The 19,525-nt window shown below is 66.1% G+C and carries 16 protein-coding genes, 2 pseudogenes and 1 CRISPR repeat array; of the genes and pseudogenes, 8 read left to right on the top strand and 10 right to left on the bottom strand.

Going from position 1 to position 19,525, the window contains the following annotated elements; translation table 11 throughout:
• Positions 1 to 75 precede the first annotated feature (75 nt).
• Positions 76 to 981, bottom strand: a complete 906-nt coding sequence (locus WI697_RS26205) for a LysR family transcriptional regulator (RefSeq protein WP_345960520.1) — start codon at positions 979 to 981, stop codon at positions 76 to 78.
• Between the two features lie 156 nt (positions 982 to 1,137).
• Here WI697_RS26205 and WI697_RS26200 point away from each other — a divergent pair, with 156 nt between their 5' ends.
• Complete coding sequence (locus WI697_RS26200; protein ID WP_345960519.1) at positions 1,138 to 2,154, top strand: zinc-dependent alcohol dehydrogenase family protein; 1,017 nt, start codon at positions 1,138 to 1,140, stop codon at positions 2,152 to 2,154.
• An 8-nt stretch (positions 2,155 to 2,162) separates the two neighbouring features.
• Here WI697_RS26200 and WI697_RS26195 read toward each other — a convergent pair whose 3' ends face one another.
• Positions 2,163 to 2,948 carry an SDR family oxidoreductase gene (locus WI697_RS26195; protein ID WP_386000088.1) on the bottom strand — a complete coding sequence of 262 codons (786 nt, stop codon included), beginning with the start codon at positions 2,946 to 2,948 and terminating at the stop codon, positions 2,163 to 2,165.
• A 103-nt stretch (positions 2,949 to 3,051) separates the two neighbouring features.
• Between WI697_RS26195 and WI697_RS26190 the strand changes: the two genes are divergently transcribed.
• Positions 3,052 to 3,423 carry a winged helix-turn-helix transcriptional regulator gene (locus WI697_RS26190; RefSeq protein WP_082828352.1) on the top strand — a complete coding sequence of 124 codons (372 nt, stop codon included), beginning with the start codon at positions 3,052 to 3,054 and terminating at the stop codon, positions 3,421 to 3,423.
• On the opposite strand, the gene WI697_RS26185 is transcribed toward WI697_RS26190, so the two are convergent.
• Positions 3,324 to 4,316: a LysR family transcriptional regulator gene (locus tag WI697_RS26185; RefSeq protein WP_345960517.1), complete on the bottom strand. Its 993-nt coding sequence runs from the start codon at positions 4,314 to 4,316 to the stop codon at positions 3,324 to 3,326. The two genes, WI697_RS26190 and WI697_RS26185, sit on opposite strands and share 100 nt — an antisense overlap.
• A 100-nt stretch (positions 4,317 to 4,416) precedes the next feature.
• Between WI697_RS26185 and bla the strand changes: the two genes are divergently transcribed.
• Entirely contained in the window at positions 4,417 to 5,328 is a 912-nt protein-coding gene (bla, locus tag WI697_RS26180) for a class A beta-lactamase (protein WP_345960516.1), read from the top strand.
• Between the two features lie 3 nt (positions 5,329 to 5,331).
• Here bla and WI697_RS26175 read toward each other — a convergent pair whose 3' ends face one another.
• Positions 5,332 to 5,901 carry a TetR/AcrR family transcriptional regulator gene (locus WI697_RS26175; protein ID WP_345960524.1) on the bottom strand — a complete coding sequence of 190 codons (570 nt, stop codon included), beginning with the start codon at positions 5,899 to 5,901 and terminating at the stop codon, positions 5,332 to 5,334.
• 102 nt (positions 5,902 to 6,003) lie between these two features.
• On the opposite strand from WI697_RS26175, the gene WI697_RS26170 reads away from it, so the two are divergent.
• Both WI697_RS26170 and WI697_RS27510 read left to right on the top strand, forming a co-directional pair.
• Positions 6,004 to 6,777, top strand: coding sequence for an SDR family NAD(P)-dependent oxidoreductase (locus WI697_RS26170; RefSeq protein ID WP_345960515.1), 774 nt, complete (start codon positions 6,004 to 6,006; stop codon positions 6,775 to 6,777).
• Positions 6,762 to 7,530 (top strand): annotated as a pseudogene (locus WI697_RS27510) (IS481 family transposase); the annotation flags it as partial. The gene WI697_RS26170 and the pseudogene WI697_RS27510, both read left to right, overlap by 16 nt.
• Before the next feature lie 92 nt (positions 7,531 to 7,622).
• Here the strand turns inward: WI697_RS27510 and WI697_RS26155 are convergent.
• The 6 genes and pseudogenes from WI697_RS26155 to WI697_RS26130 form a co-directional block, all read right to left on the bottom strand.
• Complete coding sequence (locus tag WI697_RS26155; protein WP_345960514.1) at positions 7,623 to 9,002, bottom strand: hypothetical protein; 1,380 nt, start codon at positions 9,000 to 9,002, stop codon at positions 7,623 to 7,625.
• A gap of 147 nt (positions 9,003 to 9,149) precedes the next feature.
• A pseudogene (locus WI697_RS26150) lies at positions 9,150 to 9,459 on the bottom strand (transposase); the annotation flags it as partial.
• A 74-nt stretch (positions 9,460 to 9,533) separates the two neighbouring features.
• On the bottom strand, positions 9,534 to 9,866 hold the full coding sequence (locus WI697_RS26145; RefSeq protein ID WP_345960513.1) for a type II toxin-antitoxin system PrlF family antitoxin: 333 nt from the start codon (positions 9,864 to 9,866) through the stop codon (positions 9,534 to 9,536).
• 65 nt (positions 9,867 to 9,931) lie between these two features.
• Positions 9,932 to 10,246 carry a helix-turn-helix domain-containing protein gene (locus WI697_RS26140; protein WP_345960512.1) on the bottom strand — a complete coding sequence of 105 codons (315 nt, stop codon included), beginning with the start codon at positions 10,244 to 10,246 and terminating at the stop codon, positions 9,932 to 9,934.
• The gene (locus tag WI697_RS26135; RefSeq protein WP_014752932.1) at positions 10,243 to 11,031 is read right to left on the bottom strand and encodes a GntR family transcriptional regulator; all 789 of its coding nucleotides are present in this window, start codon (positions 11,029 to 11,031) and stop codon (positions 10,243 to 10,245) included. Before WI697_RS26135 ends, WI697_RS26140 begins: the two co-directional genes overlap by 4 nt.
• The gene (locus WI697_RS26130) at positions 11,004 to 12,251 is read right to left on the bottom strand and encodes an acetyl-CoA hydrolase/transferase family protein (RefSeq protein ID WP_345960511.1); all 1,248 of its coding nucleotides are present in this window, start codon (positions 12,249 to 12,251) and stop codon (positions 11,004 to 11,006) included. Before WI697_RS26130 ends, WI697_RS26135 begins: the two co-directional genes overlap by 28 nt.
• A gap of 104 nt (positions 12,252 to 12,355) precedes the next feature.
• On the opposite strand from WI697_RS26130, the gene WI697_RS26125 reads away from it, so the two are divergent.
• The 3 genes from WI697_RS26125 to WI697_RS26115 all read left to right on the top strand — a co-directional run bounded on the left by WI697_RS26125 (position 12,356) and on the right by WI697_RS26115 (position 16,741).
• Positions 12,356 to 13,735, top strand: coding sequence for an MmgE/PrpD family protein (locus WI697_RS26125; protein ID WP_345960510.1), 1,380 nt, complete (start codon positions 12,356 to 12,358; stop codon positions 13,733 to 13,735).
• 55 nt (positions 13,736 to 13,790) lie between these two features.
• Positions 13,791 to 15,203, top strand: coding sequence for a phenylacetate--CoA ligase family protein (locus WI697_RS26120; protein ID WP_345960509.1), 1,413 nt, complete (start codon positions 13,791 to 13,793; stop codon positions 15,201 to 15,203).
• A gap of 83 nt (positions 15,204 to 15,286) precedes the next feature.
• Positions 15,287 to 16,741: an amidase gene (locus tag WI697_RS26115; RefSeq protein WP_345960508.1), complete on the top strand. Its 1,455-nt coding sequence runs from the start codon at positions 15,287 to 15,289 to the stop codon at positions 16,739 to 16,741.
• Positions 16,742 to 16,940: 199 nt separating this feature from the next.
• Positions 16,941 to 19,355: direct repeats of the CRISPR family, unit length 31 nt; unit sequence GTCGCACCCTTGCGGGTGCGTGGATTGAAAC.
• Between the last annotated feature and the right edge of the window lie 170 nt (positions 19,356 to 19,525).

Below are 19,525 nucleotides of genomic sequence, written 5' to 3'. Positions count from 1 at the left end.
CCGACCCGTCCAGCGCCTCGGCGATCGCGAAATGAGTCATGGCGGCATCGAGGGCGGCACCGTGCCAGTGCCGCCTCATGAACGGCTGCCCGCCCGCGCCCACAGCGCATCGACCAGCAACCGGAAGGCAAGCGAGACCTGGCGCCGGCTTGGATAATACAGGTGGTAGCCGGGGAAGGGGGGGCACCAGTCCTCCAGCACCCGCACCAGCCGGCCCTCGGCGATCAGGCTGCCGAACTGGTCTTCGGGCAGGCAGGCGAGGCCCAGCCCGTCGAGTGCCGCCCCCACGATCAGCGGCGTGTGGTCGGTGGTGAACCGGCCGCTGACGCGCACATTGAGCGGCCGGCCTTCTTTCTCGAACTCCCAGACATACAGCCCGCCCAGGGTCGGCAGCCGAAGGTTCAGGCAGTCATGGCCGGTCAGGTCGTGGGGGGTGCGCGGCACCGGGTGGCGGTCGAAATAGGCCGGCGACCCCACCACCGCCATGCGCAGATCGGGGCCGATTCTGACCGCGATCATGTCGCGATCGACCTCTTCGCCCAGCCGCACCCCGGCGTCGTAGCGTTCGCTGACGATGTCGGTCAGGCGCTGATCGACCGAGATTTCGATCTCGATGCCCGGATGTTCGGCGATCAGCCGGCTGGTCACCGGCATCAGCAGGTCCATGGCCGCCTGGCGGCTGGCGGTGATGCGGATCGTGCCCGTGGGGCGGTCGCCCAACACGCTCACCGCCCGGATCCGTGCCTCGATGTCGTCGAAGGCCGGGCGCAGGGTCGCCAGCAGCTGTTCGCCCGCATGGGTGGGCGCGACATTGCGGGTGGTGCGGGTCAGCAATCGCACGCCCATGCGTTCTTCCAGCCGCCGGATGGTGTGGCTCAGCGCCGATTGCGACGTCCCCATCCGCGCCGCCGCCCGGGTGAAGCTGCGCTCTTCGGCCACGGCCACGAAGGCCATCAGATCGCCCAGTTCCTCGCGCTTCATTCCGGTCTCCCCTCGTGCCTGCCCGGCCAGAATATATGAGCGAGCGACATAGGTGCATACCGATCTGATGATCTAATCGCACGGCGCGGCGGGTGCTATGTCGTCAGGCACCCGGCCATGCCCGTCATGGCCACCCTCGGGAAAGGACCAGATCCCATGCTGGGCACCGTACTCCACGCCCCCGGCGACGTTCGTTGCGAACACGTCCCCGAGCCGGAAATCCTGCAGCCGACCGATGCGATCATCCGCCTGGCCGCCAGCTGCATCTGCGGCTCCGATCTCTGGCCCTATCGCGGGCTGAACGACATCACCGCCCCCATGCATATGGGCCATGAATATTGCGGCGTGGTGGTCGAGGTGGGGGCCGCGGTCACGACCGTGCGGCCCGGCCAGTTCGTGGTCGGCTCGTTCTGCCTGTCGGACAACACCTGCCCGCATTGCCGCCACGGCTTTCAGTCGTCCTGCGAGCAGCGCGAATTCATGAGCGGCGCCCAGGCGGTGCTCGCCCGTGTGCCGCTGGCCGACGGCACCCTGGTTGCGACCCGGGACATGCCTGCCGAGGATCTGATCCCCGGCCTGCTCGCCGCCTCCGATGTGCTCGGCACCGGCTGGTATGCGGCCGATGCCGCGCGCGTCCAGCCCGGATCCAGCGTGGTCGTGGTGGGGGACGGCGCGGTCGGGCTGATGGGCGTGCTGGCCGCAAAGCAGATGGGCGCCGCCCGCATCATTGCCATGAGCCGCCACAAGACCCGCCAGGATCTGGCCCTGCATTACGGCGCCACCGACATCGTCGCCGAGCGCGGCGAGGCCGGCATCGCCCGGGTCCGTGAGCTGACCGCCCGCATCGGCGCCGATGCGGTGCTTGAATGCGTGGGCACTGAGGGCGCCATGACCCAGGCCCTGCGCGTCGCCCGGCCCGGCGCCATGATCGGCTATGTCGGCGTGCCCCATGGCGTTGAATTCGATGGCCAGCAGCTGTTCTTCTCGCAGGTCGGCATGTTGGGCGGCCCGGCGCCGGTCCGCCGCTTCCTGCCCCATCTGATGGATCTGGTGCTCAGCCGCCGGATCGATCCGGGCCTGGTCTTCGACCTGGAGCTTCCGCTTGCCGATGTCGCCGAAGGCTATCGGGCGATGGATGAAAGGCGGGCGATCAAGACCCTGCTGCGGGTGTGATCCCGCCATCAGACGGTCGGCACCGTGCCGCCGTCGACGGTGATCTCGGTGCCGTGGATGGCCGAGGCGCGGTCCGATGCCAGGAAGGCGATCACCTCGGCGACCTCGTCGGGGCGGGCGGGGCGGCCGATCGGGATGCCGCCCAGCGCGTCCAGAATGCTCTGGCGTGCCGCCTCCTCGGTCGTGCCGGTCCCGGTGGCGATCCGTTTGACCATGGCATCGGCGGCAGCGGTATAGATCCAGCCGGGCGACACCACATTCACCCTCAACCCGCGGGGGCCGACTTCCTTCGACAGCGCCTTGCTGTAGGTGACCAGGGCGGCCTTCGCCGCGGCATAGGCGATGGTCGCGTCATGCAGTGGCAGGCGGCGCTGGATCGATGCGGTATGGATGACGGTCCCCCGGCCGCGTGCGATCATCTCCGGCAGCAGCGCGCGATCGAGGCGCACCGCACCGAGCAGGTTGAGGTTGAGTTCGCCCGCCCAGCAGGCATCGTCCAGCGCCGCGAAGCCGCCGCCGGGCGACGCCGAGCCGCCCAGCACATGGACGATCACGTCGACGCCGCCAAGCCGCTCCCTGGCCGCGTCGGCGACGGCGGCGACGCCCTCGGGCGTCGTCAGGTCGGCGGCGATGAAGGCCTCGGGCGGCACGAAATCGGGGCGGGTGGCGCGGGCGGCGGTGATCAGCGCGGCGCCGCCCGCGGCAAAGCGCTGAAACGCCGCCGCGCCGGCCCCCCTGGTCCCGCCGGTGATGACCACACGCCTGCCGCGGAACTCGGACGGATCGATCGACATCATCAGGCGGTCTCCTTTGGGCCTTGGAGGTGATTGACCGGTTCCGATATGCCGCTAAGCTGAAGAAAAAGGAAGATCGCACAAAAAAGTGAGGGACTTACTTATGAGTAAGCGGCCCGACTACACGCCCCATAGCGGCGCGCAGGGCATTCAGAACGCCTTGCGGATTCTTGAAGGGCGCTGGAAACTGGTGATTCTGTTCCAGTTGTTCGGCGGCAAGACCCTGCGTTTCTCGGAACTCGAACGCTCGATCCCTGGGGTGTCGCAGAAGATGCTGGCTCAGCAGCTGCGCCAGTTAGAGACCGACGGCGTGGTCCGGCGCATCGTCCATGCCGAGGTGCCGCCCCGGGTCGACTACTGCCTCACCGACTGGGGTCAGTCCCTCTGTCCTGCACTCGATGCGCTCCTGCTCTGGGCGGAAGCGGCGCCGGACGACATCCGGGCGCAGCTGATCCCGTCGCCCATGCCCGCCTGACCCGCCCGACCCGCCTCGGCTGCGGCGTCGCGGCAGGCGTCCGAGATCCAGGCGGTGAAGGCCGCCATCGCCCGGCTCTGCGGCCGTTCCGACGGCCAGGCCAGGAAATAGCGGCCGGCCGGCACGGTGGTGGCGAAGGGTTGCGTCAGCCGGCCCTGGCGGATCTGGCGGCTGAACATGGCGACCGGCAGCAGGGCGACGCCGAAGCCGTCGGCCGCCAGTTCCGCCAGTGCCACCGAGCTGTCGAAAACCGGGCCGGTGACCGGCGGGGCGGGGATGCCGGCGGCGGCGAACCATTGCGGCCATTCCGCATTGCGATAACTGCGCAGCAGCACCGCCCGGCCCAGATCGGCCGGATCCTGCAGCCGCGCCGCCAGCCCGGGGGCACAGAGCGGCGACAGCGGCGCCTCGATCAGCGGCACGGTTTCATGCCCGGTCCAGCCGCCGGTGCCGAAGCGGATCGCCATGTCCAGCCCTTCGCGCAGAATTTCCACGCGGTTGTTGTTGGTGGCGATGCGCAGCTCGATTTCGGGATGGGCGGCGCAGAACCCGTCCAGCCGGGCGGTCAGCCAGCCCAGGGCGAAGGTGGTGTTCACGCCGACATTCAGCACCTCGACATCGCGCCGGCCGTGCAGCCTGTCCAGCACCCGGCCGATGGCGTCGAAACTGTGTTCCAGCACCGGTGCCAGAAGCCGCCCCTCATCCGTCGGCACCAGGCCTTGAGAGGTGCGCTGGAACAGGGTGGCGCCCAGCAGATCCTCCAGCCGGGCGATCTGATGGCTGACCGCCGCCTGGGTCACGCGCAGTTCGATCGCCGCCTTGGTGAAGCTGCCCTGGCGCATGGCCACTTCGAAGACGCGCAGCGCGTTCAGGGGGATGTCCGGGCGATCCATCGCATAACCTCAGCTTATGGCGGCCAGCAGGATTTGTCGGCTGGGCCGCCGATGCAAGCCCGATTAAGAGAACGGCATAAGAAAATCTTGAGGAGATCTCATGATGCCGATCGCTCTTCCGCGTCTGCCGCGTCTGCCGCGTCTTGTGGCGGGCCTGGCCCTGGGGCTGTTTCTGGCGATGCCCGCCCGTGCCGACACGCCGAAGACCCATACGCCCGAGACCCGGCTTGCCGACACCGTCAGCCGCATCGAGGAACAGCTCGATGCCCGCATCGGCCTCGTGCTGCACGATACCGGCCGCGGCTGGCGATGGGGGCACCGCGCCGATGAACGCTTCCTGATGAACAGCACGGTCAAGATGCCGATCTGCGGCGCGATCCTGGCCGGGGTCGATGCCGGGCGTATCTCACTAAGCGAGACCCTTCCCATCCGCCGGGCCGATCTCGTCTCCCATGCGCCGGTCACCCAACCGCGCGTGGGCCAGGCGATGTCGATCGCCGATCTCTGCTTCGCCGCCCTGGATCAGAGCGACAACCCCGCGGCCAATCTTCTGATCACCCGCCTCGGTGGCCCGGCCGGGGTGACGCAATTTTTCCGCAGCATCGGTGATCCGGTCAGCCGGCTGGACCGGCTCGAACCCGGTCTGAACAGCGCGCCGGCCGGCGACCCCCGCGACACCACCACCCCGGCGGCCATGGCGGCGACCATGGAAACCCTGCTGCTCGGCACCGGCCTGACCCCGGCGTCCGGGGCGCAGCTGACCGAATGGATGCGCCATGGCGGCGTCACCGGCGCCCTGCTGCGCAAATCCGCCCCGGCCGACTGGCAGATTGCCGACAAATCCGGTGCGGGTGACAACAGCCGCAATCTGGTGGCCCTGATCACCCCGCCGGGCCGGGCGCCCTGGATCGCGGCGATCTATCTGGGGGATGCCGAGACGGATTTCGCAACGCGCAACAAGGCCCTGGCCGAGATCGGGGCCGCGGTCGTCGAGGTGGTCAGGGCGCCCTGACGCTCACCGCCGGCCCATCCCCTCCAGGAAGATCCCCTCCAGGAACAGGCCCAGCAGATGGGGGATGCGCGCCTGTGACGCCTCGTCCTGCCCGGTGGCGAGGGAAATCGCGGTCACCACGCAGACCAGATCCTCGAAGCTCACATCCGGGCGAACGGCGCCGGCGGCCTGCGCCTGATGCAGCAGCCGCCGCCCTTCCGCCGTCGTCGCATGGCAGCCGGGCGTTCCGCTTTGTAAAACCGTGCCGATCGAGGTGGCGAGGCCGCGATAGAGCGTCGTGTCGGCCGCCAGGTCTTCGAGATAGGCCCTGAGCGCGCCGGCGGGATCGCGCCCGTCATCCCGCGTCCGGCTTGTCTCGGCAAGCGACAGGAAGCGGGCGCTGCAGGTGGCGGCCAGCAGCTCCTCGCGCGTCGGGAACCGCCGATACAGCGTGCCGATGCCCACGCCCGCGCGCTTCGCCACATCCTCCAGCGCGGCACCGGCGCCCTGTTCCAGAAACACCGCCTCGGCCGCCGCCAGGATGCGCTCGCGGTTGCGGCGGGCGTCGGCGCGCAGGGCGCCCTCCTGGTTCATGGTGTCTTCGCTCACGGTCTTCTCCGAAGGTGCTTGCTAAATGGAGGATGCCTCCATATCTTAAGTGGAGCAATCCTCCACTTATGACATGGGGCATGACAGATGGGCTTCGCGCAGCGATCTGAGAACAGGTTCGGGAACCGGTTTGAGAACAAGGTGGTGGTGATCACCGGCGGCAGTGACGGCATCGGCCTGGCCACGGCGCAGCATTTCGCCGCCGAAGGTGCGCATGTCTATGTCACCGGCCGCCGGCCGGCGGCACTGGACGCGGCCGTCGCCGCCATCGGCCATGGTGCCGTCGGCGTGCCGGGGGATGTCGCCGACCCGGCGGATCTGGACCGGCTCTACGACCGCATCCGCCGCGACCATGGCCGCATCGACATCGTCTTCGCCAATGCCGGCATTTCCGAATCCGCCGGCCTCGACGCCATCGACGCGGCCCATATCGACCGCCTGTTCGACGTCAATCTCAAGGGCACGGTCTTCACCGTGCAAAAGGCCCTGCCGCTGATGACGGCGGGCGGCGCCATCATCCTCGCCGGCTCGGCCGCCGGCAGCAAGGGCCTGCCGGGGCTCTCGATCTACAGCGCCACCAAGGCCGCCATCCGCTCCTTCGCCCGCACCTGGACCACCGACCTCAAAACCCGCGGCATCCGCGTGAACGTGGTCTCCCCCGGCATGATCCTGACCCCGGCCATGGACCGATACCTCACCGCCCACCCCGGCACCGAAGACGCCCTGAAACAAATCACCCCCTTCGCCCGCCTCGGCACCGCCGACGAGGTCGCAAAAGCGGTGCTGTTCCTGGCCTCGGAGGACAGCAGCTTTGTGGCGGGGGATGAGGTGTTTGTGGATGGGGGGGTGATGGCGGTTTGATCGACCGCCTGCTCGGCCCACGCGGCCCCCATCCCAACCGCGTGTCCCCGGAGGGGGAGACGGCGGTGCTGGACGATGCCCTGGCTCATCCCTGCCACGGCTCCCTGCGGGTGGCCCAGGAACTGGCGAAGCGAAACATCCGGGTGTCGTCCGGCGGCGTGCGAGGCGTGTGGCAGCGCCACAACCTGCTGACCAGGCACGACCGCCTGCTTTGCCTGGAAAAGAGCACCGCGGAACGCAGGCTAACCCTGTCGGACGAGCAAATCCGCCTGCTGGAACACTTCAGCCCATAGTTTCGGGATCGGCATATCGAAGCGCCTCGCACTGGCGCCCTGCTGGCCGTGGACACCTTCTTGGTCGGCGTCCTCATGGGGATGGGCAAGGCTAACGGCAGACCGCCATCGACTGCCACAGCCGCCATGCCTGGGCCAAGTTCTAAGCCAACAAGTTGCCGTTGACCACCTTCCAGATTCTGAACAAGGACCTGCTGCCCACCTTCGAGGCCGTGCTGGGCGGCAATGGCCAAGAGTTCTGTGGCCGCGAGGATCAGCCCCCTATGAACGGTTCCTCCAACTGGAAGGTATTGAGCACAAGCGGACCACGATCAAACGCCCGCAATCCAACGGCATTGTCGAGCGCTTGCACCGCACGCTGCTGGACGAGCACATCCGCGTTGAAGGCCGTCGCATCTGGTTCGATACCATCGAGGAGATGCAGGTCGTGCTCGACCAGAACTTGGTCATCCACAATACCTGATTACCTCACAAGAGGGGGGGCTGTCAGCGGATAATCAACTCTGCACACATATATGCAGCTCGCCCAGATGCTGCTTTGATACGCCACAGTTATATTTCAGCAGGGCGTCCGCGATCATTTCCCTTTTGCTCCATAAATTTCGGCGTTGCCGAAATCTTAGGATATGTGGCGTCGCGGTGTTCTTTGATTGATGAACAGACTTTATCGTACAGCCCGCCAAGCCGTTCTACATTAACCATATCTTGCGCGATATTTCGGAAGATCCTGGAGAAAGGCCTATTCTTATAGGAGCGAAAGAGCTGATTAAGTTTAGAGCTGACGCTCACGTTGACCCCGGTCAAGCCAAACGATAAAGAGAACTGCACTCCGCTATCAGTTGAAACACCATACTTTCGCATAAGCCGAGCGCACGATTGTTCCAGATACTTCAGAATGCCATTCATTTCTTGAACTCTATCCGCTGTGGACAGGTGGTCTAGATTATGAAGGATTGTGCGACAATTCCGAAATTCGCTTGCATTCCGCATGGAAAGGGCAAGCTCTATGCACTGTTTCGGATTATCAGCCTTCGATATAAAGTATGCTGTAAAAAAAGGCAAACGCATCGCAAATTTAGCGCGCCCAGTTGGTTCAAGAATTGAAGCTAGCGTTTCTTGTGATTTTGATCTCAGTGTCCCCAATAGGGCATTTACTTGCGAAGGGTACTCGATCCTACAGCAGCTCTCACAAAAGGCATCTCGGAGCGGTGCAAGATAAGCGTCCGCTCCTTCCTGCTGTGCAACCGCATTATAGAAATGCGAGCGCTCTGCAGCCCATCCGTAGCCAAATATTATCCGTTGCAGCGCGCTTCTTGAGTCAAAGCCAGCATAGTTTGGATTGCCGGTTGATAGCGCGTGCACGAGATCCTTCACATCTGTGATGTCCGCGCGGGTTGCGACAGTCACGGTAGGAGCATGATCCATCCCCCTCGCAACCAAGCTGCGATCGACATCCTCGTTTCGGAAAACGCTATCAACCGAGCGTTCATAGCGAGTGTCTTCTGGATCTTTTACAAGATAAGATAATGTTAAATATTCACTTGAAGACCATATGTCCCATCGTAGTTGTGGATCGATCTTAAGCGCCTCAAAAAAGCTAACGACATCGCCCGCTGGCTTTGACCCCTCGAACGAAAATGCCATGCTTTTTGCAAAATTTGCCGCATCTGTCGTGAGAGCAGCGTAGTCTGCTTCATCAATCTTCTTAAAGGAGATAAAATCAAAATTTCTAAGTCTGCGAGAGCGATATCCGTCTTTGTAATCATCGACACCGATTATTTTATCGCTGAACAGGATTGCGGTGATCAATTTCTCCAGGCAAAGAATATCATTATCAGTATTATTCAGATTTTTAGTTTGACTAACGCCGATAATGCGCTCCACGCCACTTAGCGTTGCGTTATCGACCAAAATTTGACGATTTGTGCTCATGTTAGGCCCATCTCAAATGTGTTGCGCGCAAAAATGGCTAGGCTCCAGACCCAATCACACCCAGAAGGCGATGATGGCTGCAAGAGCCGCTGCCGACAAGACATTGACCGTTAGCTTATCCTAGCGGGCTGCGACACGCCTGAAGTCATGTGCTGAACGATGGGCTCTCACATGGGGCGATCGCTATTGATTTCGTCAGGGCTCCGGATGCCGCCGAAGCCTCCGCTAGGCCCGCTCAGAAACGACGTCCGCACCACCGGTGGAAGCGGTTGTGGATAATTGTCGAGGGCCCCTATCCCGCCGGGCAGTCACACCATCGACACCGGGTCCGCAGCATGTAGATGATTCCCGAAATCATCCGACGGTCATCCACACGTCGGGCACCCAGCTGGTTCTTGGGCAGGTGTGGCTCAAGTTGCCCCCACCGTTGGTCTGACAACCAGAAAAACTGAAACATCGTGTTCCTCGCGGTTATGGGCCGCTGGAATCACATGAGGATCTCATTATCAAAAGGCTGGTTGGGTTGTGACCTTAGAGCGCGACATCCCCATCAATCTCGGCATCAAGGTCGGCGTCCATGTCCCCGACAAGGGCCGCCATGCGATCGCGCAGGCTGGCGGGTAGTGCGGCGATCGAGGTGCCCGGGTGTTTGCGCATGTCCTGCGCCAGAAATGCGAGGAAGCGATCCACGGCCGGATCGCTTGCCTCTTCCGTTACCTTCTCGACATAAACCCGATGCTGATCGTCCACAAAGAAGGCGATGCGTCCGCCGTAGTCCACGCCCAAAGCCTGTCGCACGCTCTTGGGCACAGTGGTCTGGCCGTTAGCAGTGATCGTGCATTCTTCTCTCAGCAGCGTGCCCATGATCGGCTCCCATCTGATTTCTGATGCTGGCCGACACTGCCACCAATCATGCCTAGGACCTGACATCAGATAATGGCCTGCAACCCCTTGTCCGCAATGACGTTCAGCAGCTTGAGCGCCGGGCCGGTGGGGCGGGTCGCACCCTGCTCCCACTTGCGCACGGTCGGTGCGGTGGTGTGCAGGTGACGTGCGAACACCGGCTGGCTGAACTTCAGGCTTTCGCGTAGTCGCTTGATCTCCAGGGGGCTGAACTCCCGAACCGGGGCCGGGCAGATCTGGCCGAACTCGCGCAGCGTCACCTTATTGATGGCGCCTGCGTCGTAGAGCGCAGCCAGGTCGTCGCGTAGCGGTTCAATGATTTCCTGAGTGGCACCCCTCACCCCCCATCCCTCTTAATCCGCATCGTATAACTATACCGATCCGCCGGATGATCATTCACCGAGGCGATCAGCGGCCGGCCCTTGCGGTCCAGATAGCGGCGGACCACGCGCAGGACGTGGGCTTCGGGGCGGTGGTCGTCGAAAAGGGTGCGGCTTTCGGGGGGCATGGGCAGGGCGGTGATGGTTTGCAGGGTTTCCGTCACCGTCACCCGGGCGCGCTGTTCGATCAGGGCGTAGAAGGGGCCGTGGCAGTTCGGGAATTCGTCCTGCAACCAGGCGAAGCGTTCGGGCACGAAGACTTCGGTATAGCTGATCGGCGCGCCGTCGCCCTGGGCGGAGCGGACGCCGTGGATGTGCAGCCAGGGCTCGGCCGGTTCGGTGCCGATCAGCCGGGCGGTGGGCTCGTCCAGCCGTTCCATCGCCATGGCGTGGATGCGGAAATCGGTGTCCAGCGCATACTGGAACAATTCCGACAGCGACCGCATCGACTGGCTGAAGATCGAGCCCGGCTCGGCCGAGAGCACATGGGTGCCCGATCCCTGCCGGCGCTCCACATAGCCCTGTTCGACCAGCCGGCGCAGCGCCTCGCGCACGGTGTAGCGGCTGACGGCGAATTCCGCGCACAGCTCCGCCTCGGTCGGCACCAGGCTGCCGACCGGATAGAGACCGTCGGAAATCCGGTCGCGGATTTCCTGGAAAACCTGAAGATAGCGGGGGATTTCCGGGCCGTCCGCCGCGGCGGCTGCCGGGTCCCGGGTCAGATCTGCCGCCTGATCCTGCTCCATGCGCGTTCCAGCTCCCCTTGAAATTCGGGCGCGGCCACGGCGATCAGGCGTTCCGCCCGCATGTCGAGGTCGCACCCACGCAGATCCGCACAGCCGTATTCGGTGACGACGATGTCGATATCCGCGCGCTGGATGGATACAACAGTTCCACTCTCCAGAACAGGGACGATCCTGGATCGTGCACCCCCCGCAGCGGTCGAGGCAAGGGCAACCACCGCTTTCCCGCCCGCCGAGCGGCGCGCGCCGCGCAGGAAATCGACCAGCCCGCCCTGGCCGCTGATCTGGCGGCCGCCGATCATCTCGGCCGAGGCCTGGCCGAACAGGTCGACCTCGATCGCCCCGTTCACCGCCACCAGCCGGGGCAGGGCGCCCAGCCGCGCGATGTCGTGGGTTTCGGCCACCGGCCGGAAGCGCACGCGCTCCGCCCGGGCGATGCGCTGGTGAAAATCGGGTGTGCCCAGGGCCACGCCGGTGGTGATGCCGCGGCTCGCCACACCCGCCTCCAGCAGCTCCAGCCCTGCCGCCGTCACCATCCCGGCATGCAGCCCCAGATTCCGGTGATCCTTCAGCGCGCGGAGCAGGGCCGCCGGCGCGGCGCCGATGCCGGTCTGGATGGTGGCGCCGTCTTCGATCAGCCCGGCGATGCGTGCGCCGATCCGCGCCTGGACCGGATCGTCACGATCGGGCGGCAGCCCCGCGGGCAGGCCGTCGCTGTCGATCAGCCCGGAAAACCGGTCGATCGGGATCCGGATGCCGTCGCGCGGTTCCGGCAGGTCGGGCAGGATCACGCCATAAAGCCGCGCGCGACCGGCCGCCACCGCCGGGGTGAAATCATGGGCCATGGCCAGCGACACCATGCCGTCGCGCGGCGGCGCCACGGTGAACAGCGCCGCGTCGATCGGGCTCGCCTGCAGATAGTGGTATGTGTCGACATAGGCGAGCGGCAGATGCCGCACCCGGCCTGCCTCGAACCCCCGGCGCAGGGCCGGGGTGATGAAGATCGACTCGACCGTCAGCGTCGGGTCCAGCGCCGCCAGATCCAGCCGGTTGACGCCGGGGATGAACACGCCGGTGAGTGTCTTGTCCCTGAGCGCCCCGCAGGCGCCCAGCGCCGCCAGCACCCCGGTGGGTTCGCCCGCGCAGCCGGCGGTATAGATCCGCCGGGCGGGTGCCAGGGCCCGGGCCAGGCTGTCGAGATCGATCAGGGGCAGGGGGGACATGCTGCTCGTCATCATCCGTCACTGAACGGGTTGCGCTCCGGGTTTCGGCTGCTAGTATATGTCCGGACAAATTTGGAAGATAGCCCTCATGCCCGAGAATTCCGATGTCTGACAGCTCCGCCAGCCCGACCAGCCTGACCGAACAGTTGAGCCGGCACCTTGTCCGTCCGGTCGATGCGGCGGCGCGTAGCCGGGCCCGGCGCGCGGTGCTCGACTGGGCCGGCTGTGCCGTGATCGGGGCGGCGACGGAAACCGGCCGGGCCTTTGCGCGGCTTGCCGCGGATGGGGTGGCCGGGGTGCCGGCCGGGGGCAGGGGGCCGTCGCGGGTGCTGGGTGCGGGGCGCGCCCCCGCCCGCGACGCCGCCTTCACCAATGGCGCCTATGGCAATATCTACGAAATGGATGATGTCGACCGCCAGGCGGTGCTGCATCCGGGCCCCGTGGTCATCCCGGCGGCGCTGGCCATGGCCGAGGCGTTGGGCAGCGGCCCCGATGCCCTGCTCGATGCGGTGGTGCGCGGTTACGAGGCGATGGTGCGCCTGGGGCGCGCCATGGGCCCCGCCCATTACCGCCATTTCCACCCCACCGCCACCTGCGGTGCCTTCGGGGCCGCCGCGGCCGCGGCCTCGCTGATGGGGTTGGACCAGGCACGCCTGACCGGCGCGCTCGGCACCGCCGCCACCCGTGCCGCCGGGCTCTGGCAGTGCCGGCACGAGCCGGTGACCACCAAGCAGTTCCACACCGCCCGCGCCGCCGCCGGCGGGGTAGAGGCGGCCTGGCTGGCCGCGGCAGGTCTGGGCGGCCCGCGCTTCATTCTGGAAGGGCCCCAGGGCCTGTTCGCCGGCATGGCGCCCGATGCCCGGCCGGCGGAGATCACGGCGCCCCATGACGGCGCCTGGCTGATCCTCGGCACCAGCATCAAACCCTGGCCGGCCTGCCGCCATGCCCATGCCGCGATCGATGCCGCGCTGATCCTCCGCGCCGAAGCGCAGGGCCGCATGCCGGCCGCGATCGAGGTGCGCAGCTTCGCCGATGCGCTCACCTTCTGCGACCGGCCCGATCCCACCAGCACCATCCAGGCCAAATTCAGCCTGCAGCATGCGGTGGCGGTCACCCTGCTCGGCGGCCCGCCGCCGCTCGATGCCTTCGAACCCGAGGTCATTGCCGATCCGGCGGTGGCCGGGCTGCGCGCGCGGGTGCGGCTGGTGGTGGCCGAGCCCTATGCCGGCGCCTATCCGCGCCGTTTCGGCACCGGCCTCACCATCACCTGGGACGACGGCACCACCAGCCGTGCCGAGGTGCCGGATGCCCTGGGCGACCCTGAAAATCCGGTCGATCATGCGGCGGTGGTGACCAAGACCCGCACGCTGGCCGCCGCGGCCGGGCTGGACGAGCAGCGCATTGAGGCGCTGATCCAGGTGATCGAGGCCCTTGAAGGCCCCGACCCGGCCCGGATCGCCGCCTTCGCCGCCATCCTGCCCTGATCTGCATCCCTCACCGTCACACCTTCACCCCCCACATTTGCGAAGAGACGAAAGCATGACCGGTCCCGACTATTTCCAGGCGCCCGACTATTTCCAGGCCATGGACTACCCCACGATCGTCCAGGCCTATCCGGTGGGGGATGATTTCGTCGCCCTGGGGCAGCGCCTCAGCCGCGACGAGCTGTTCGCGCGCCAGGACGCGCAGTTCCGCAAATGCCTGGCCTTCGCCTGGAAGGTGCCCTTCTATCAGCGGCTCTGGGGCGACAAGGGCATCGAGCCCGGCGACATCCGGGGCCTTGCCGATATCGGCCGGCTGCCGACCTATTCCAAGACCGAGCTGATGGCCTCGGTCGCCGCCCATCCGCCCATGGGCGATTTCCACGGGCTCGACAGCTACCCCGCCGGCCAGCGCCCGCCCGTCGTGTTCCAGACCACCAGCGGCACCACCGGCAAGCCCCAGCCGCTGATCTATGGCGCCAAAAGCCGCGAGGTGCAGAACCGTCTTCTGGCGCGCGCCTATCTCTGGCAGGGCATGCGGCGCGAGGATGTGGTGCATTCGGTCTATGGTCACGGGCTGATCAATGGCGGCCATTACGTCCGCGAGGCGGTGAGCCATTGGGTCGGCGCCTGGTTCATGAGCGCCGGCACCGGCATCGAGACCCGGTCGGTCAATCAGGTCATGATGATGCGCGAATTCGGCGCCACGGTGCTGGTCGGCTTCGGCGACTATGTGAAGCGCCTGGCCGATGTCGCCCGCGCCGAGGGCATGGAGCCCGGCCGCGACATCCGCATCCGCATGATCACCGGCCATATCGGCGCCGAAAGCCGCGAGACCATGAGCCAGGCCTGGGGCGGCGCCCAGGTCTATGACTGGTATGGTGTCGGCGACACCGGCATCATCGCCGGTCAGGGCCCCGACCAGGACGGCATGTATGTGATGGAGGATGCGCAGTATCTGGAACTACTCGATCCCGATACCGGCCTGCCGGTCGAAGACGGCGCGCTGGGCGACATGGTCTGCACCTGCCTGTTCAAGGACGACGTCTTCCCGATCATCCGCTTCAACACCCACGACGTGACCGAGGTGATGACCGGCGCCTCATCCACCGGCGTCAATTTCCGCCGGATCCGCGGCTTCATGGGCCGGTCCGACAATATGGTCAAGCTGCGCGGCATCAACATCTTCCCGACCGGCATCGGCGCGCTGCTCTCGGAAGAACGCGCCGAGATGACCGGCGAATATATCTGCCGCGTCGCCCGTATCGAGGGCCGCGACGAGATGACCGTCCATGTCGAGGTCAGGACCGGGGCGGGCGACGCCGGGATGAAGGCGGCTTACGAGAAGATCCTGCGCACCCGCCTGGGTGTCGAGATCGGCGTCGCTTTCGCGGCACCGGGCGAGCTGGCGCCGCTGACCGGCATAGAGGTGCGCCAGAAGCCGGTCCGGCTGATCGACGAGCGCAAGTAAGCGCCGCTGACCGCCCGTCTCCCCCGCCGCTCTCCCCCGCCGCTCTCCCGTCATCTTCCTCTTCGCCGAAAGAGCCCACGCACATGAACGCGACGCCCGTGTCTGCGGATCTCACCCGCCTCACCGCAACGGAGCTTGGGGCCGCCTACGGCAATGGCACGGCCGATCCGCTGGCGGTGCTCGATGCCTGCATCGCGGCGATCCGGGCGCGGGATGGCGACATCCGGGCATTCATCGAGCTGGATGTCGAGCGCGCGCGGGCGGCGGCAAAGGCCTCCGCCGCCCGTTTCCGCGACGGCTGCCCGCTGGGCCCGCTCGATGGTGTGCCGGTGGCGGTGAAGGCCAATATCGCCGTGCGCGGCCTCGCCTGGTCGGCGGGGGTGGGCTATTGGCGCAACCGCATCGCGGCCGCAGATGCGCCGGCCGTGGCGCGGCTGCGTGCGGCGGGCGCGGTGATCCTGGGCACGCTCAACATGCATGAGGGTGCGCTCGGCGCCACAACCGATAACCCGCATTTCGGCCGTTGTTGCAACCCAGCCGTGCCGGGTTGCACCCCGGGCGGCTCGTCCGGCGGCTCGGGTGCGGCGGTGGCGGCCGGTTTCGTGCCGGTGGCGCTCGGCACCGACACCATGGGCTCCGTGCGCATTCCGGCCGCCTATTGCGGCGTGATGGGGCTGAAGCCGACCACCGGCCTCGTCTCGAATGCCGGCGTGGTGCCGCTCGCCTGGTCGCTGGACCATATCGGGCCGGTGGCGCGGTCGGTGGACGATCTGGCCCTGGTCACCCGGATCCTGGCCGGCTTCGACCCCGCCGACCCGGTGGCCGAACCCGCGCCCGCCGGCTGGACGGCGATGCCCGCCGGCCGCGGCCTGGCCGGCATGCGCCTCGGCCTGCCGCGTGAGATCGACGCCGTCGAGACCGAACCGGCGGTGCGCGAGGCCTTCGCCCGCGCGCTCGACATCCTCCGCGATCTGGGTGCCATCATCCAGCCGGTCGCCATCCCCGGCTGGTCGCCCGGCCGCGCGCGCCGCGACGGGCTGCTGATTTCCGAGGCCGAGGCGGCCGAGCTGCATCCCGAACTGATGGGCCCCGACGGCACCACCACGCCCCAGGGCGTGAGCGAGAGCTTCGCCACCGCCCTGCGCTATGGCCGCGATGCCAGCGCCGCCCGGCTGGCGGGCGCATACCGCCGCACCGCCGAAATCGGCGTCGCCGCCCGTGCCGCCCTGGCCGGCCTCGACGCCTTCATCCTGCCCACGGCCCCCCAGACCGCCTTCGCCCATGACGCGCCGGTCCCCGCCGGCCAGGCCGATTTCACCGCGCTTGCGAATTTTGCGAAGCTGCCGGCGGTCTCCGTGCCGGTTCAATCCATGGGAATTGCAAAGCCTGTGAATGACGTAACATTCACAAACTTCGCAAATTCTGCGAATCCTGCGAATCCCCCGATCGGCCTGCAATTCATCGGCCCCCGCTTCGGCGAGGCCGCCATCCTGCGTATGGCGGCCGCCTGGACGGCGGCGCTCAGCCAACCCGGTTAAAAACACCCCCTGGCCATCCTGCCCGCGAACCCCAAGCACCCGTAAAAACCCCGGGAGGTTCGCGCGAAAATTTTTGGCAGTTTTACAGGGTGTCGGACATTTTTCATGACATGCGCCTCATACCTCAGCATGAATCCGCCGGAGGTTCGCGCAAACCGCATTTTTTGCACCCGCGATTCAGGGTATTAAAGGGGGGTGCGTCGCACCCTTGCGGGTGCGTGGATTGAAACTCAGCCGGGACGATCTGCCCCATCACCAGCAGCGTCGCACCCTTGCGGGTGCGTGGATTGAAACCACAGCGGCGTATCGAGCCGCTTGGAATGGATGGTCGCACCCTTGCGGGTGCGTGGATTGAAACCGTTGCGGCCGATCGGACCGACCCGACCGCCCGCGTCGCACCCTTGCGGGTGCGTGGATTGAAACTCGACATCGCTGCCGCCGAGCCGGTCGACGAGGGTCGCACCCTTGCGGGTGCGTGGATTGAAACAGCCTGTAGGGCGCAGACATAGCCGCCGCTATCGTCGCACCCTTGCGGGTGCGTGGATTGAAACTTCGAACGCCTCAAAGGTCTGGCCCTGGTCGATGTCGCACCCTTGCGGGTGCGTGGATTGAAACGCAAGCCCATGGCGTCACATCGCCGTAAAGAAAGTCGCACCCTTGCGGGTGCGTGGATTGAAACCGCCGAGGTGATCGCCGCCTCGGCCGCGCCAATGTCGCACCCTTGCGGGTGCGTGGATTGAAACGTCAGCCGGCCAGTCGTGTGCCAGACCTGAAATGGTCGCACCCTTGCGGGTGCGTGGATTGAAACGTGGGCCGGTCAGCCGGCCCGCGACATCACCCGCGTCGCACCCTTGCGGGTGCGTGGATTGAAACCTGGAACGGCAGTCGGCGACGCTCGCCGACCTCGGTCGCACCCTTGCGGGTGCGTGGATTGAAACAGGACCTCACGCCCCTGCGCGTCCCGCCCGCGCGTCGCACCCTTGCGGGTGCGTGGATTGAAACGCGGGCGTAGATTTCATAGCCGCCCGCGAAGCCGGTCGCACCCTTGCGGGTGCGTGGATTGAAACGTGCGGTCCAGATCCATCGCAGCTTGCGCCGCACGTCGCACCCTTGCGGGTGCGTGGATTGAAACGCGGCCCACACGACAAGGCATACATGGTGGCGTGTCGCACCCTTGCGGGTGCGTGGATTGAAACCAAGCGCCTGGGACCAAACGCCGGTCCCTTCCGGTCGCACCCTTGCGGGTGCGTGGATTGAAACTCTGGGCAAGCCCTAGAACATGTTTCAATCCACGTCGCACCCTTGCGGGTGCGTGGATTGAAACCGATCCACGCGCCGCCGCCCTTGTCGAGACGATCGTCGCACCCTTGCGGGTGCGTGGATTGAAACCGGCCGGACGGTCGACGCGCCCATGTCCACCAGTCGCACCCTTGCGGGTGCGTGGATTGAAACAGCTGCTGGGCCAGGAAGCCGCGCTGGCATTGTGTCGCACCCTTGCGGGTGCGTGGATTGAAACTTCCGCCGCCCGAAACGCGGGCAAGGCAGGGGATCGTCGCACCCTTGCGGGTGCGTGGATTGAAACCGAAACACGGGACCAGACGGCGGACGCGGCCTGGTCGCACCCTTGCGGGTGCGTGGATTGAAACCACCCCGTCGGCCCCCGACATCCGGGAACCGCTGTCGCACCCTTGCGGGTGCGTGGATTGAAACATCACGGCGACATACTGATCCGCCACCGACGGCGACGTCGCACCCTTGCGGGTGCGTGGATTGAAACGCCGCGTGCAGCGCAAGCGCTGCCGGCGAATGGTGTCGCACCCTTGCGGGTGCGTGGATTGAAACTATTTGGTGTTGATATTGTGTTATTGATGCACAAGTCGCACCCTTGCGGGTGCGTGGATTGAAACCAGCTCTCCAGCGGCGTGCGGAGCAGCAGCTCCAGGTCGCACCCTTGCGGGTGCGTGGATTGAAACACGGCGGCCGATCTGGTGGCTGTGATCAAGCTGTCGCACCCTTGCGGGTGCGTGGATTGAAACATGAGCATCCTTGGCGACCGCTATGGCGCCAAGGTCGCACCCTTGCGGGTGCGTGGATTGAAACCACGTCCACCGCCACCCGCCCGGCGCCTCCGTGTCGCACCCTTGCGGGTGCGTGGATTGAAACGTTGCACATCGACACCGGCACCGGTGAGCGCACGTCGCACCCTTGCGGGTGCGTGGATTGAAACTCGGACCCTTCCGCTACCGTCGCAGCCTGAGCGGTCGCACCCTTGCGGGTGCGTGGATTGAAACTCGGGGCCGGGGCGGGACCGGTCGCCGCCGCCGAGTCGCACCCTTGCGGGTGCGTGGATTGAAACTGACCCGCGCCCTGGAAGACATCCCGGATCGCCGTCGCACCCTTGCGGGTGCGTGGATTGAAACGAGATCGTGGGCGGCGTGGTGAAGATGCGCGAAGGTCGCACCCTTGCGGGTGCGTGGATTGAAACGACAAAGCCCGCAACCTCGGGCCGCGCGCCCCGGTCGCACCCTTGCGGGTGCGTGGATTGAAACAGATTGCCGATGGATCATCCATAGAACCACCAGCGTCGCACCCTTGCGGGTGCGTGGATTGAAACTGGACCACGCCCTGAAAGCTGCCTAGTACTACAGTTGCATATTATATCTTTTCGCCCGATGCGAAATGGCCGCAACCGCTTGATGTGACTGCCGCCACCGAAACCATGCCCAGACGTCCCCTGCGTGGCGTTGTGTCGCGAACAGAAGCCTGGAGAGAAGCCGCCTGATT

The sequence above is a fragment of the Tistrella mobilis genome, from assembly GCF_039634785.1.
Classification (GTDB): domain Bacteria; phylum Pseudomonadota; class Alphaproteobacteria; order Tistrellales; family Tistrellaceae; genus Tistrella; species Tistrella mobilis.
The sequence above is the reverse complement of the archived record's forward strand: the minus strand, read 5'-3'. Positions and strand labels throughout refer to the sequence as shown.